This window comes from Pseudomonas kitaguniensis, from assembly GCF_009296165.1.
Taxonomy (GTDB): Bacteria; Pseudomonadota; Gammaproteobacteria; order Pseudomonadales; family Pseudomonadaceae; genus Aquipseudomonas; species Aquipseudomonas kitaguniensis.
Map to the genome: position 1 here is coordinate 1 of NZ_VUAZ01000111.1, position 13,945 is coordinate 13,945.

A 13,945-nucleotide genomic window follows, 5' to 3' on the forward strand; every position below is an offset into this window, starting at 1 on the left:
GAACTCGGTCAAAACTGTGGGAGCGGGCTTGCTCGCGATGGCGCTGTGTCAGGCGACAAATACGTAGCTGATACACGCCCACTCCCACAAAAGCGCTTTTCAGAGCAACGCTCTGGATAACATTCCAATCGCCACCAGCACACACAGGCTGGCAAAACCCACTTGCAATGCGCGCGCGGGGATCACCGAACACAGGCGCCGTCCCAGCAACATGCCGACAACGCTGGCCGCGATAAACACCCAGCCCAGCGGCTCGATACGCACACCGGCATGCATCGCGCCAGCCACGCCGACGAGCGAAAGCAGGCTGATCACCATCAACGAGGTGGCGACGATGCCGCGCATCTGCACGTCGGTCAGTTGCTTGAACGCCGGCACGATCAAAAAACCGCCGCCGACACCGAGCAAGCCCGAGACCGCGCCGGTTACCGCGCCCAACGCGGCCAGGGTCGCGCTGCATTTGGCGGTCCAGGCGAAGCGCCCGGTCTGCTGGTCAAGCATGCAGTTCTTCTGCCCCCACGACGCGGCGCCATGGTCACTCGGCCCTGCTTCGGCCTTTTCGCGCCGCAACATGCGCCAGGCCACCAGCACCATCAAGGCGCTGAACAGGCCCATCAGCACCGGCTCCGTCAGTTGATGCGCGAAGAACACCCCCAATGGCGAAAACAGCGCGCCGAGCAAGGCGATCAACAGCGCCGCGCGGTAACGCACCAGGCCGTGGCGCAGCCCATCAACTGCGCCCACCGCCGCCGCCGCGCCCACCGCGAGCAACGACACCGGCGCGGCCTGGGTCATGCTCAAACCCAACCCCAACACCAACGCCGGCACCCCAAGAATGCCGCCGCCAGCACCGGTAAGCCCCATCACCAGGCCCATCAGTACGCCCAACACACTGGCCAGCAGCATTTAGTCCACCTTGCTCAGGCGGGTCAGCCACTCGCGGCCCTTGAGCATGCCGTTCCAGTAGAACCACGGCAGCAACGTGGCCTTGAGAAACCACATCGAGCGGCGTGCCCGCGTCGGGTCCAGTGGGAAGGTCGGCAGCAGCTTGCCGCCGTAACCGAACTCGGCGAGCACCACCTTGCCCTTCTCTACCGTCAGCGGGCAAGAACCGTAGCCGTCGTACTTGAGCGGCAACGGCGCTTGGTTGCGCAAGGCCAGCAGATTCTCGGCGACCACCACGATCTGCTTGCGCGCGGCGGCAGCGGTTTTCGCGTTGGTGGTGGAGCACACGTCACCCAGCGCGAATATCTGCGGGTAGCGCAGGTGTTGCAGGCTGTGGGGGTTTACCTCGCACCAGCCGGCGGCGTCGGCCAGCGGGCTGTGGCGGATGAAGTCCGGGGCAACTTGCGGCGGTACCACGTGCAGCATGTCGAAAGATTTCTGTTCGACGCTGACGTTGCCCTCGGCGTCTTTTACTTCAAACCAGGCGGTGCGCGACGGGCCATCGACCTTGATCAGGTTGGAATTGAACGCCAGGCGCGCGTTGTATTTCTTGATGTACTGCATCAACGGCGGCACAAAGGTCGCCACGCCAAACAGCGCGGCGCCCGCGAGGTTGAATTCAACCTCGATGTTTTTCAGATTGCCTTGTTTGAGCCAGTGATCGCAGGACAGGTACAGGGCTTTTTGCGGCGCACCCGCGCATTTGATCGGCATGCCCGGCTGGGTAAAGATCGCCTTGCCGCCCTTGAGTTGCTGCACCAGTTGCCAGGTGTACGCGGCATGCTCGTAGCTGTAGTTGGACGTCACGCCGTGCTGGCCCAACGTGTCTTCAAGGCCTTCGACTTTTTCCCAGGCCAGGCGCAGGCCGGGGCACACGATCAGGTTGACCCAGGTAACGCGCTGGCCGCTGTCGAGCACCAGGGTTTGCTCATCCGGCAGCACTTCAGTGACGGCGGCCTGCACCCAGGTAACGCCATTGGGCAGCACGTCGGCCAAGGGGCGCCGGGTTTTTTTCAGGTCGTAGGCGCCGCCACCGACCAGCGTCCAGGCGGGCTGGTAGCAGTGATATTCGCTCGGCTCGATCAGGGTGATGTTCAGGTGCGGGTCGCGCTTGAGCAAGCTGGCCAGCAGGCCAATACCTGCCGAGCCGCCGCCGATGACTACGATGTCGCCACTGATGGTAGGGCCACAGTGTTGGTCGGTCATGGTCTATCGCCTTCTGTATTCAATGCACACAAGGGGCGTTGCCGTATGGCGTCACGCCCAGCTTTTGATCACCGCGCCGCAGTACAGGCCGGACAGCGTCTTCATCACTTGAATCACTTCGTGGCTGGCCAGGCCGTAAAAAATGTATTTGCCTTCACGACGGGTGGCCACCAACCCTTCGTCGCGCAGGATGCCCAACTGTTGCGACAGCGTAGGCTGACGCACGCCGGTCATGGTTTCCAATGCGCCGACGTTGCGCTCACCCTGAGTCAACTGGCACAGGATCAACAAACGGTCCTCATTGGCCAGGGCCTTGAGCAAGACACAGGCCTTGGACGCGGAGGCACGCAATTGGGCGACCTCGCCCTCACTCAGAGTAGATTCCATTTGCCTCGGGTCCTTTATCTCACTTAAGCTCAAAACATTATGTGTAAACGTAAACTGATTGTAACCATTTTTTTTCGTCACCAGGGACCGCCGCCATGTCAGCGTTGATTCAAGCGTTTTTGGACGAGGCATCGTCGACTTACACCTACGTCGTCTATGAAAACGCCGGTGGCCCCTGCGCCATCGTCGACTCGGTGCTCAACTACGACCCGGCTTCCGGGCGCACCGACACCGCACAGGCCGACAGAGTAATCGCGTTTGTGCGTGAACACGGGCTGCAGGTGCAATGGCTGCTGGAAACCCACGCGCACGCCGACCACCTCTCCGCCGCGCCTTACCTGCGGCGCAACGTGGGTGGCAAAATCGCCATCGGCGAGAGCATCAGCAAGGTGCAGGGTGTGTTCAAGCAACTGTTCAATCTGGAGCCGGAGTTTCGCGTCGATGGCTCGCAGTTCGACCACCTGTTTGCCGCGGATGAAATCTTTCATATCGGCAACCTGAAAGCCCAAGCCTTGCATGTGCCCGGCCACACACCGGCAGACATGGCCTACCTGATCAACGATGAATTGATTCTGGTCGGCGACACGCTGTTCATGCCCGACGTGGGCACCGCGCGCTGCGACTTCCCGGGCGGCGACGCGCGTCAACTGTACGCCTCAATGCGCAAGCTGCTGGCCTTCGCGCCGCACACCTGCCTGTACGTGTGCCACGACTACCCACCCGAAGGCCGCGCAGCAAAGTGCCTGACCACGGTTGCCGAGCAACGCGCGCATAATATTCATGTGCATGATGGGGTCGATGAAGCGGCGTTTGTCGCCATGCGCACCCAACGTGACGCGGGGTTGGGCATGCCGACACTCCTGTTGCCGGCAATTCAGGTCAATGTGCGCGCCGGGCACCTGCCGCCGGCGGAAGACAACGGCGTGGTGTACCTGAAAATCCCGCTGAACACGCTTTGATCAGCTACGGGTCGAAATGCGAAGCCTCGGTGGCGGCAAGCCCCGACCACAACTCATCCACGTGCTTGAAGCCCCACTCTTCAGCGCTTTCGCGGCCAACGATTTTGTCGGGCAGTTCGGCGAGGTTGACCACCACCTGCATGATCGGCAACCGCGAACGCGCCGAAAAGAACACTTTGACGATGGGCGTGAGTAACGAGTGGGGGTTTTGCTTGATCACCACCCCGATGCGGCCACTTTCCAGGCGCACCAGCGCGCCCACCGGGTAAATACCCACGCAGCGCACAAACGCCTGGAACACCCGCGCGTCAAATTGCCCCTTCCATTCCGACATTTTCTGAATCGCATCGGCGGGGTTCCAGCCCTGCTTATACGGGCGATTCGAGGTCACCGCATCGTACACATCGCACACCGCGCCCATTTGCGCGAACAGGCTGATCTGGTCCTGAAGCAGGCCATGAGGATAGCCGCTGCCGTCGGATTTCTCGTGGTGGTGCAAACACACGTCCACCACCACGGCGCTGATATACGGGCACGTGCGCAAAATATCCGCGCCCTTCTCAGGATGGCCGCGCACGATCTCGAACTCCGCTTCGGTCAGCGCCGCAGGCTTATTCAAGATAGCGTCTGGGATGACCATTTTGCCGACGTCGTGGAACAGCCCTGCCATGCCCGCTTCCTGCACGCACGCCGGCGGCAAGTCCAACTGGCGTGCCAGGGCAATCATCAACCCACACACGGCGACCGAGTGCATGTAGGTATATTCATCGGCTTTTTTCAAGCGGGCCAGGCTGATCAACGCATGTGGGTGGCGCAGCACTGACTGCGAAATATCGCCCACCAGCGTGGCCACTGGGGTCGGATCAAACGCCCGGCCCATGCGCAGGTCACTGAACATTTGGGTGATCGCGATTTTGGCAAACGCGCACACTTTGACAGCTTGGGCGACTTCACCCTTCAAATCCGCTTGTGAGGAAATAGCACGCCGCTTGGGCGTGTCAGGCTTTTTTGCGGGTTGATCTTGGGACCTCGGGTCGGCACGCATGACGTCGCAGCCCTTGAGGGTGTCAATCCACACACCCTGAACCCGGGATGCCTGCAAACGCTGTAAATCACCCACGCGATCAAGCAAAAAACTGCTTTTCCAAAACACATGTTCAAGCCATGAGCCATCCAGCTTGTGCACGTGCATGCCCAGGGTTACCTGGGCCACCGGAATACATCTCAACATAGGTCATGCACCTTTTCGAACCTTGGCCGCGATCAGCTCACGGAAAACTTCGAGACAATCTGCTTGAGGTCAATCGCCAGCTTGGACAGCTCATTACTGGCAATCGAGGTTTGACCGGCCGCCGAAGAACTCTGGATAGACAGGTCGCGAATGCTGATCAGGTTTTGGTCGACGGAGCGCGCAACGTGCGCCTGCTCTTCGGATGCTGTCGCAATCAGCAAATTCCTCTCGGCAATGTCGGAGATAGCGCTGGTGATCTGAGTGATGGCCAAGCCGGCTTCGTGGGCAACTTTCAGCGAGTCCACGGCTTCGCTGCGGTTCAATGCCATCGACGACACCGCCTCGCTGGAGCAGACCTGAATTTTCGCAATCATCTGCTCGATTTCTTGCGTCGAGGTTTGGGTTCTGTGCGCGAGTGCGCGGACTTCATCGGCTACCACCGCAAACCCTCGGCCCTGCTCACCGGCACGCGCCGCTTCGATGGCCGCATTCAAGGCCAGCAGGTTGGTTTGTTCGGCGATCGATCGAATCACTTCAACCACCTTGGCGATGTCCTGAGCCTGCTTGGCCAACCCTTCGACTTCCAGCCCGGTTTGCTGAACCGTGGCGCTGAGCTTTTGAATCGAAGCAATGGTTTGCGTCACGCGCTCTTGACCGACTTCGGCTGACCGTTGCGAATCCTGGGTCGATTGCGACGCCGAGACGGCGTTTCTGGCGACTTCTTCAACGGCCGCGGTCATTTCATTGACTGCGGTGGCCGCCTGGTCGGTTTCCATGCTTTGGCGTTCAATGCCTGCGCTCGACTCGCGGGTAATCGAACTCATCTCTTCGGCGGCGGAAGCCAACTGGCCGGACGCTTCAGAGATATGCTGCAAGGTACTTTTGAGGTTCATTTGCATCGCAGCCGTGGACTGCTGCAACGCGGTCATTTCGTCGTTGCCATTGATCAGAATAGCCACGCGCAAGTCGCCATCGGCAATCTTGGCCGTCGACACCAACAACTCACGCACCGGCGCGATGATGCTGTTGGTAAACAGACGTGCGATTACCACCGCCACCAGCAATGAACTGAGCATCAACGCCCAGGTGAACCAGCGCGTGCTTGCGTACTCGTCGGCAGCCACTACCACCGCCGCGTTGGAGCCCCGCTCATTGAGCGTGATCAGGTCATCCACGGAGTTCTGCAGCTTGAGTGCCACCGGCCCGGTAACGTCACGCAAATACGCACTGAATTCTTCAATGGGCATCGTCGGGGAGCGTGACAATAATTCATCTATTTCCTGGCTGTAGGTGTGTATCCCCTGCATCACGCTGTCGTAAAGAGCTTGTTCTTCAGGCCCGGAAACCATCGGCGCGTAGCTTTCGGCCATTTTTAACGCTTGCGAACGCATGTCCTTTAACTGCTGATCAGAGTTTGAGGTATGGCTGGCACGGTCCATGCCAAAACGGCGCAATTCCAGGCGCAGTTTGTAAAAGCTTGAATCTATTCTGCCTGCCAGTCGCACACTGGGTAGCCAGTTAGTTTGAATGTCGACCGTTGACGCATAAATTTTTTCAACTTTTACCAGCGTCACACTTCCTTGTATTAATAGCAGAACGCACACCACCCCAAAACAGATGTTGGTACGCAAGTTCAACTTCAAGGCTCTCATGGACATGTGTTTCACTCTTTTAATTGGCAATGAAGCTCATTGCCTTACGGTTTTTATTTATTAATAGAGCGATTAAATACGAGCGACTGACAATGGCTATCATTCGCCCACCGCGAACCGTCCTGGCGCGTCAATGTTAAAGCTTTTTGGTAGTGCCTGGGCGCATCCGGCCTTAGCGAGGCAAGGCTTTGATGCTGGGCAACAAGTACATGGAATCGAGCGACCTGTCGCTGTTGCGCGCCACGGTGTCGAGATGACGCCGTAACGAATCAACAATTTCGGGGGGCAGATAATCCATTTTCTCTACTAATGCGGCCATGTCTTCCAAGGCAGAAATAATAGACTGCTGGGTGAGATTAAGGTCGTAGAGCGCGCGGCAAATAAGCTGCTGATCTTCCATCACTGCCCGCCTGAATAAAACTGGAGCTTAGCACTACATTGCGCTTTGTAGGATAAAGCCACTCTTAAATAATAAAGTTTAGTTTTAAGGCACTGCCATTGAGTGAACCCTGTTTTACACACCTATCTAAATGAATAGAACTGATACTTTTTTACTCACAAAAATCTCACCGCACAGCCACTTATAGACGCTGACGTTTTAGTCGCTAGACCATCAGCCCGTCCCGTGGCAGAGGCAGCGCGGTTTTGTAGCGCACTTGTTTCAGTGCAAAACTGGACCGGATGTTGGCGACGCCGGGCACCTTGGTCAGAAAGTCCATCATGAAACGCTCCAATGCCTGGATCGTCGGCACCAAAACGCGGATCAAATAGTCCGGGTCACCGGCCATCAGGTAGCACTCCATCACCTCAGGGCGATCGGCAATCGCGCCTTCAAACTGCTGCAAGGCCAGCTCGTTCTGCTTTTCGAGGCTGACGTGGATGAACACGTTGACGTGCAGCCCGAGCAAATCGGCGTCGAGCAGCGTGACCTGGTCGCGAATCAGGCCCAACTCTTCCATCGCCTTCACCCGGTTGAAACACGGCGTGGGCGACAGGTTGACCGAGCGAGCCAGGTCGGCGTTGGTGATGCGAGCGTTCTCTTGCAGGGCGTTGAGAATGCCGATGTCGGTACGGTCCAGTTTGCGCATGAGACAAAATCACCTGTTTATTATGCTTATGCAGTTTTTTTATCCGCAAATGATCCGCAGCGCAACGAAACACAGATAAATATTCTTCTATTCCCCGCCTATGATTGTTGTAGGACAAGAAGCCTTCTACCCGAAGACCGACTGTCAGCTAGCGCGCCCACTACAAGAAATTCACAAGATAGAGCGTAGAAAGCCATGAACCAGCCGTACGAACCGCTGCGCCTGCACGTGCCCGAACCCTCGGGCCGCCCGGGTTGCAAGACCGACTTTGCCTACCTGCGCCTGACCGACGCCGGCCTGGTGCGTAAACCCGCCATCGATGTAGAACCCGCCGATACCGCCGACCTCGCCAAGGGCTTGATTCGTGTGCTTGACGACCAGGGCCAGGCGTTGGGGCCGTGGGCCGAAGGTGTGCCGGTGGAGATTCTGCGCAAAGGCATGCGCGCCATGCTCAAGACGCGGATTTTCGACAACCGCATGGTGGTCGCCCAGCGTCAGAAAAAAAATGTCGTTCTACATGCAAAGCCTCGGCGAAGAAGCCATCGGCAGCGCGCAGGCCCTGGCCCTGAATATCGACGACATGTGCTTTCCCACGTACCGCCAGCAAAGCATTTTGATGCACGCGAGGTGCCGCTGGTCGACCTGATCTGCCAGTTGCTGTCCAACGAGCGTGACCCGCTCAAAGGCCGCCAATTGCCGATTATGTACTCGGTAAAAGATGCAGGCTTTTTTACTATTTCCGGCAACCTCGCCACCCAATTCGTACAAGGTGTGGGCTGGGGCATGGCCTCGGCGATCAAAGGCGATACCAAGATTGCCTCGGCCTGGATCGGCGACGGCGCGACTGCCGAGTCCGACTTCCACACCGCGCTGACCTTCGCCCACGTGTACCGGGCGCCGGTGATCCTCAATGTGGTCAACAACCAATGGGCCATCTCGACCTTCCAGGCCATCGCCGGCGGTGAAGCCACCACCTTCGCCGGACGCGGTGTGGGGTGCGGCATCGCCTCGCTGCGGGTCGACGGCAACGACTTTATCGCGGTGTACGCCGCGTCCGCCTGGGCCGCCGAGCGTGCACGGCGCAACCTCGGGCCTACGCTGATCGAATGGGTCACCTACCGCGCCGGCCCGCACTCGACCTCCGATGATCCCTCCAAATACCGCCCCGCCGATGACTGGAGCCACTTCCCGTTGGGCGACCCGATTGCCCGCCTCAAGCAGCACCTGGTCAAGATTGGCCAGTGGTCCGAAGAGGAGCACGCGGCGGTCAGTGCCGAGCTGGAAGCCGAAGTGATTGCGGCACAAAAACAAGCCGAACAGTACGGCACGCTCGCTGGCGGCCAGATTCCAAGCGCCGCGACCATGTTCGAAGACGTCTACAAAGAGATGCCTGAGCACTTGAAGCGCCAGCGTCAAGAGTTGGGGGTCTGACATGAACGATCACAACAACAGTATCGAACTGGAAACCGCCATGACCACGACCACCATGACCATGATCCAGGCGCTGCGCTCGGCCATGGACGTGATGCTCGAACGCGATGACAACGTGGTGGTATTCGGCCAGGACGTTGGTTACTTCGGCGGCGTGTTCCGTTGCACCGAAGGTTTGCAGAGCAAATACGGCAGCTCGCGGGTGTTTGACGCGCCGATCTCGGAAAGCGGCATCGTCGGCGTGGCCGTGGGCATGGGTGCCTACGGTTTGCGCCCGGTCGCAGAAATCCAGTTTGCCGATTACGTGTACCCGGCCACCGACCAGATCATCTCCGAAGCGGCGCGCCTGCGTTATCGCTCGGCCGGCCAGTTCACCGCGCCGCTGACCCTGCGCATGCCGTGCGGCGGCGGCATCTATGGCGGCCAGACCCACAGCCAAAGCATCGAAGCAGTGTTCACCCAGGTCTGCGGCCTGCGCACCGTGATGCCGTCCAACCCGTATGACGCCAAGGGCCTGCTGATTGCCTCCATCGAAAACGATGACCCGGTGATTTTTCTCGAGCCCAAGCGCCTCTACAACGGCCCGTTCGACGGCCACCACGACCGCCCTGTCACCGCGTGGTCGAAACACCCGCAAGCGCAAGTGCCGGAGGGTTATTACACCGTGCCGCTGGACGTGGCCGCCATCGTGCGTCCGGGCTCGGCCGTCACCGTGCTGACCTACGGCACCACCGTGTATGTGTCGCAAGTCGCCGCCGAAGAAACCGGCATCGACGCCGAGGTCATCGACCTGCGCAGCCTGTGGCCGCTCGACCTGGACACCATCGTCAACTCGGTGAAAAAGACCGGCCGTTGCGTGGTGGTGCACGAAGCCACGCGCACCTGTGGTTTCGGTGCCGAGCTGGTCGCGCTGGTGCAAGAGCATTGCTTCCACCACCTGGAAGCGCCGATCGAACGCGTTACCGGTTGGGACACGCCTTACCCGCACGCGCAAGAGTGGGCGTATTTCCCAGGGCCGTCCCGCGTGGGCGCGGCGTTGAAACGGGTTATGGAGGTCTGAATGGGCACGCACGTTATCAAGATGCCGGACATTGGCGAAGGCATCGCAGAAGTTGAGTTGTCGGTGTGGCATGTAAAAGTCGGCGACCTGGTGGTTGAAGACCAAGTGCTGGCGGACGTGATGACCGACAAGGCGATGGTCGACATTCCCTCGCCCGTGCACGGCAAGGTGATTTCCCTCGGCGGCGAGCCAGGTGAGGTGATGGCCGTGGGCAGTATTTTAATCAGCATCGAGGTCGAAGGCGCGGGCAACGCCAAAGACGCGCCGCGGTTGCGCAACCCGTAAAAGCAGCGCCAGCGCCGGTTGTGCAAGACAAGCCCGCGCCGGTAGTTGAAGCCAAGCCGGTGAGCAAGCCTGCCGCACCCGCCGTGGCGCGTGAAGCCTGCGAACGCCCGCTGGCCTCCCCCGCCGTGCGTAAACACGCGTTGGATGCGGGGATTCAACTGCGCCTGGTGCAGGGTTCTGGCCCGGCGGGACGGGTTCTGCACGAAGACCTGGAGGCGTTTTTGCTTCACGGGGCGGGAAATAACCCGACGGCTGCCAACCCTTACGCTGAACGCAATAGTGAGGAGCAGATTCCGGTCATCGGCATGCGCCGCAAGATTGCTCAGCGCATGCAGGACGCCACCCGCCGCGCCGCGCATTTCAGCTATGTGGAAGAAATCGACGTCACCGCCCTCGACGAGCTGCGCGTGCACCTCAATGAGAAACATGGCGCCACACGCGGCAAGCTGACCCTGCTGCCGTTTATCGTGCGTGCCATGGTCGTGGCGCTGCGAGCATTCCCGCAGATCAACGCGCGCTACGATGACGAAGCGCAAGTCATCACCCGCCTTGGCGCAGTGCATGTGGGCGTGGCCACGCAAAGCGATACCGGCCTGATGGTGCCGGTGCTGCGTCACGCCGAAGCACGCAGCCTGTGGGCGAATGCCGAGGAAATCACGCGTTTGGCGACTGCCGCGCGCAGTGGCAAGGCCAGCCGTGATGAGCTCTCCGGTTCGAGCATTACCCTGACCAGCCTTGGCGCGTTGGGCGGCATTGTCAGCACGCCGGTGTTGAACCTGCCGGAGGTGGCCATCGTCGGCGTCAACCGCATCGTTGAGCGGCCGATGGTGATCAAGGGGCAAATCGTGGTGCGCAAGATGATGAACCTCTCCAGCTCGTTCGATCACCGCGTGGTCGATGGCATGGACGCGGCGCAATTCATCCAGGCCATTCGTGGCCTGCTCGAACAACCCGCCAGCCTGTTCTTGGAGTAACCCATGCAGACCTTGACTACCACACTGCTGATTATCGGCGGCGGGCCCGGCGGTTATGTCGCGGCGATTCGCGCCGGTCAACTCGGCATCCCGACCGTTCTGGTGGAAGGCCAGGCGTTGGGCGGCACCTGCCTGAATATCGGCTGCATTCCTTCAAAAGCCTTGATCCATGTGGCCGAGCAGTTCCAGCAAACCGTGCACCACAGCCAGGGTTCGGCGCTGGGCATTGAAGTGGCTGTGCCGACGCTGAACATCAGCAAAAGCGTGGAATGGAAAGACACCATCGTCGACCGCCTGACCACCGGCGTCGCCGCGTTGCTCAAAAAGCACAACGTGCAGGTGATCCACGGCTGGGCCAAGGTCGTGGATGGCAAGACTGTCGACGTCGGCGACCAACGCATCCAGTGCGAACACCTGCTGCTGGCCACCGGTTCGAAAAGCGTCAACCTGCCGATGTTGCCGCTGGGCGGGCCGATCATCTCGTCCACTGAAGCGCTGGCGCCGCTAAGCGTGCCCAAACGCCTGATCGTGGTGGGCGGTGGTTATATTGGCCTGGAGCTGGGCATTGCCTACCGCAAGCTCGGCGCCGAGGTCAGTGTGGTCGAGGCGCAAGAGCGTATCTTGCCCGCTTACGACGCCGAGCTGACGCAGCCGGTGGCGGAATCGCTCAAGCGCCTGGGGGTCAAGCTGTACCTCAAGCACAGCGTCAGCGGTTTTGCCGACAACACGCTGCACGTGCGCGACCCGAATGGCGACACGCTGTCGCTGGAGACCGATCAAGTGCTGGTGGCCGTGGGCCGCACGCCGAATACCCAAGGCTGGAACCTTGAAGCGCTTAACCTGGACATGCACGGCGCAGCGGTCAAGATCGACAGCCGTTGCCAGACCAGCATGCGCAATGTGTGGGCGATCGGCGACCTGAGCGGCGAGCCGATGTTGGCGCATCGGGCCATGGCACAGGGTGAAATGGTCGCCGAACTGATCAGCGGTAAAGCCCGCGAATTCAACCCGGCAGCGATTCCGGCGGTGTGTTTTACCGACCCGGAGCTGGTGGTGGTCGGCAAGACCCCGGACGACGCCAAGGCGGCTGGCCTGGACTGCATCGTCTCGAGTTTCCCGTTCGCGGCAAACGGCCGGGCGATGACCCTGGAATCCAAAACCGGCTTCGTGCGGGTGGTGGCACGCCGCGACAATCACCTGATCGTCGGCTGGCAGGCTGTGGGCGTTGGCGTGTCCGAGTTGTCCACGGCCTTCGGCCTGAGCCTGGAAATGGGTTCGCGCCTGGAAGACGTGGCCGGCACCATCCACGCCCATCCGACGCTCGGTGAAGCAGTACAAGAAGCCGCTTTAAGGGCTTTGGGCCACGCGTTGCATATGTAAACTGACGCAAATCCCGTGTGGGAGCGGGCTTGCTCGCGAAAGCGGTGGATCAGTCACAGATCTATTGACTGACACCCTGCATTCGCGAGCAAGCCCGCTCCCACACACAGCAAGAATGAAGTATTGTTGCGCCCAACCAGAAAAAACCGACAAGCCTGCCTTCGACCAGGCGGTTGAACAGAGATAGAGGGTGTCATGGGTAACGAGAGCATCAATTGGGACAAGCTGGGTTTTGACTACATCAAGACCGACAAGCGGTTTCTCCAAGTCTGGAAAAACGGCGAATGGCAAGCGGGCACCCTGACCGAAGACAACGTGCTGCACATCAGCGAGGGCTCGACCGCCCTGCACTATGGTCAGCAATGCTTTGAAGGCCTCAAGGCCTATCGCTGCAAAGACGGTTCGATCAACCTGTTCCGCCCGGACCAGAACGCCGCGCGCATGCAGCGCAGCTGTGGCCGCCTGCTGATGCCGCAAGTGCCGACTGAAGCCTTCATCGATGCCTGCAAGCAAGTGGTCAAAGCCAACGAGCGGTTCATCCCGCCGTACGGCAGTGGCGGCGCGCTGTACCTGCGCCCGTTCGTGATCGGCACGGGTGACAACATCGGCGTACGTACTGCGCCGGAGTTTATTTTCTCGGTATTCGCCATTCCGGTCGGCGCCTACTTCAAGGGCGGCCTGGTGCCGCACAACTTCCAGATCTCTGGTTACGACCGCGCCGCGCCACAAGGCACCGGCGCCGCCAAGGTCGGTGGCAACTACGCCGCCAGCCTGATGCCGGGTGCCGAAGCGAAAAAATCCGGCTTTGCCGACGCAATCTATCTGGACCCGATGACCCATTCGAAAATCGAAGAAGTCGGCTCGGCCAACTTCTTCGGGATCACCCACGACAACCAGTTCATCACACCCAAGTCGCCTTCAGTGCTGCCGGGCATTACCCGCCTGTCGCTGATCGAACTGGCCCAGACCCGCCTGGGCCTGGAAGTGGTCGAGGGCGAAGTGTTCATCGACAAACTGGACCTGTTCAAGGAAGCCGGTGCTTGCGGCACTGCTGCGGTGATTTCGCCGATTGGCGGCATCCAGTACAACGGCAAGCTGCACGTGTTCCACAGCGAAACTGAAGTCGGCCCGATCACCCAGAAGCTCTATAAAGAGCTGACCGGTGTGCAGACCGGCGACGTTGAAGCGCCAGCGGGTTGGATCGTAAAGGTCTAAGCTGGCCACATTGCAAAACTTGTTGTTCAGGTTGGGTATATATCGGTTCTTTGGGTGATGGCTTGTATCGGTTTCGCTCTTACAGCGAGTCACTTTTGAAAGGACCCAAAAGTAACCAAAAGGTCCTCGCCC

Annotated in this window: 12 protein-coding genes and 1 pseudogene; 6 read left to right on the plus strand and 7 right to left on the minus strand. The window is 59.9% G+C overall.

Annotation, left to right across the window (positions count from 1 at the left end; genetic code table 11):
• Positions 1 to 99: 99 nt before the first annotated feature.
• Genes F0169_RS18215 through F0169_RS18225 form a run of 3 tightly spaced genes read right to left on the minus strand, consistent with a single transcriptional unit; the run spans position 100 to position 2,538 of the window.
• On the minus strand, positions 100 to 906 hold the full coding sequence (locus F0169_RS18215; protein ID WP_058413410.1) for a sulfite exporter TauE/SafE family protein: 807 nt from the start codon (positions 904 to 906) through the stop codon (positions 100 to 102).
• Positions 907 to 2,151 carry an NAD(P)/FAD-dependent oxidoreductase gene (locus tag F0169_RS18220; RefSeq protein ID WP_152747255.1) on the minus strand — a complete coding sequence of 415 codons (1,245 nt, stop codon included), beginning with the start codon at positions 2,149 to 2,151 and terminating at the stop codon, positions 907 to 909.
• Positions 2,152 to 2,202: 51 nt separating this feature from the next.
• Positions 2,203 to 2,538, minus strand: a complete 336-nt coding sequence (locus tag F0169_RS18225; RefSeq protein ID WP_058413412.1) for an ArsR/SmtB family transcription factor — start codon at positions 2,536 to 2,538, stop codon at positions 2,203 to 2,205.
• Between the two features lie 95 nt (positions 2,539 to 2,633).
• Here F0169_RS18225 and F0169_RS18230 point away from each other — a divergent pair, with 95 nt between their 5' ends.
• Positions 2,634 to 3,497, plus strand: coding sequence for an MBL fold metallo-hydrolase (locus tag F0169_RS18230; RefSeq protein WP_152747256.1), 864 nt, complete (start codon positions 2,634 to 2,636; stop codon positions 3,495 to 3,497).
• A 4-nt stretch (positions 3,498 to 3,501) separates the two neighbouring features.
• On the opposite strand, the gene F0169_RS18235 is transcribed toward F0169_RS18230, so the two are convergent.
• The 4 genes from F0169_RS18235 to bkdR form a co-directional block, all read right to left on the minus strand.
• Positions 3,502 to 4,728 (minus strand): HD-GYP domain-containing protein, encoded by a 1,227-nt coding sequence (locus F0169_RS18235; RefSeq protein WP_152747257.1) that lies wholly within the window; start codon positions 4,726 to 4,728, stop codon positions 3,502 to 3,504.
• A gap of 32 nt (positions 4,729 to 4,760) precedes the next feature.
• Positions 4,761 to 6,302 carry a HAMP domain-containing methyl-accepting chemotaxis protein gene (locus tag F0169_RS18240; protein ID WP_425274301.1) on the minus strand — a complete coding sequence of 514 codons (1,542 nt, stop codon included), beginning with the start codon at positions 6,300 to 6,302 and terminating at the stop codon, positions 4,761 to 4,763.
• 250 nt (positions 6,303 to 6,552) lie between these two features.
• Complete coding sequence (locus tag F0169_RS18245) at positions 6,553 to 6,780, minus strand: hypothetical protein (protein WP_152747259.1); 228 nt, start codon at positions 6,778 to 6,780, stop codon at positions 6,553 to 6,555.
• Positions 6,781 to 6,985: 205 nt separating this feature from the next.
• Positions 6,986 to 7,468, minus strand: coding sequence for a Bkd operon transcriptional regulator BkdR (gene bkdR / locus F0169_RS18250; protein ID WP_058413417.1), 483 nt, complete (start codon positions 7,466 to 7,468; stop codon positions 6,986 to 6,988).
• Positions 7,469 to 7,663: 195 nt separating this feature from the next.
• Between bkdR and F0169_RS18255 the strand changes: the two genes are divergently transcribed.
• The 5 genes and pseudogenes from F0169_RS18255 to F0169_RS18280 all read left to right on the plus strand — a co-directional run bounded on the left by F0169_RS18255 (position 7,664) and on the right by F0169_RS18280 (position 13,813).
• On the plus strand, positions 7,664 to 8,899 hold the full coding sequence (locus F0169_RS18255) for a thiamine pyrophosphate-dependent enzyme (protein WP_425274300.1): 1,236 nt from the start codon (positions 7,664 to 7,666) through the stop codon (positions 8,897 to 8,899).
• A 1-nt stretch (position 8,900) separates the two neighbouring features.
• The gene (locus tag F0169_RS18260) at positions 8,901 to 9,959 is read left to right on the plus strand and encodes an alpha-ketoacid dehydrogenase subunit beta (RefSeq protein WP_058413419.1); all 1,059 of its coding nucleotides are present in this window, start codon (positions 8,901 to 8,903) and stop codon (positions 9,957 to 9,959) included.
• Positions 9,960 to 11,218: pseudogene (locus F0169_RS18265) on the plus strand (dihydrolipoamide acetyltransferase family protein).
• 3 nt (positions 11,219 to 11,221) lie between these two features.
• Positions 11,222 to 12,598, plus strand: coding sequence for a dihydrolipoyl dehydrogenase (gene lpdA / locus F0169_RS18270; RefSeq protein ID WP_152747260.1), 1,377 nt, complete (start codon positions 11,222 to 11,224; stop codon positions 12,596 to 12,598).
• Between the two features lie 195 nt (positions 12,599 to 12,793).
• The gene (locus F0169_RS18280) at positions 12,794 to 13,813 is read left to right on the plus strand and encodes a branched-chain amino acid aminotransferase (protein ID WP_058413422.1); all 1,020 of its coding nucleotides are present in this window, start codon (positions 12,794 to 12,796) and stop codon (positions 13,811 to 13,813) included.
• Positions 13,814 to 13,945 lie beyond the last annotated feature (132 nt).

Bases quoted from the DNA above. Each gene is read 5' to 3' on its own strand.
- F0169_RS18215 (WP_058413410.1), bottom strand. From the start codon at position 906: ATGCTGCTGGCCAGTGTGTTGGGCGTACTGATGGGCCTGGTGATGGGG.
- F0169_RS18220 (WP_152747255.1), bottom strand. From the start codon at position 2,151: ATGACCGACCAACACTGTGGCCCTACCATCAGTGGCGACATCGTAGTC.
- F0169_RS18225 (WP_058413412.1), bottom strand. From the start codon at position 2,538: ATGGAATCTACTCTGAGTGAGGGCGAGGTCGCCCAATTGCGTGCCTCC.
- F0169_RS18230 (WP_152747256.1), top strand. From the start codon at position 2,634: ATGTCAGCGTTGATTCAAGCGTTTTTGGACGAGGCATCGTCGACTTAC.
- F0169_RS18235 (WP_152747257.1), bottom strand. From the start codon at position 4,728: ATGTTGAGATGTATTCCGGTGGCCCAGGTAACCCTGGGCATGCACGTG.
- F0169_RS18245 (WP_152747259.1), bottom strand. From the start codon at position 6,780: ATGGAAGATCAGCAGCTTATTTGCCGCGCGCTCTACGACCTTAATCTC.
- bkdR (WP_058413417.1), bottom strand. From the start codon at position 7,468: ATGCGCAAACTGGACCGTACCGACATCGGCATTCTCAACGCCCTGCAA.
- F0169_RS18255 (WP_425274300.1), top strand. From the start codon at position 7,664: ATGAACCAGCCGTACGAACCGCTGCGCCTGCACGTGCCCGAACCCTCG.
- F0169_RS18260 (WP_058413419.1), top strand. From the start codon at position 8,901: ATGAACGATCACAACAACAGTATCGAACTGGAAACCGCCATGACCACG.
- lpdA (WP_152747260.1), top strand. From the start codon at position 11,222: ATGCAGACCTTGACTACCACACTGCTGATTATCGGCGGCGGGCCCGGC.
- F0169_RS18280 (WP_058413422.1), top strand. From the start codon at position 12,794: ATGGGTAACGAGAGCATCAATTGGGACAAGCTGGGTTTTGACTACATC.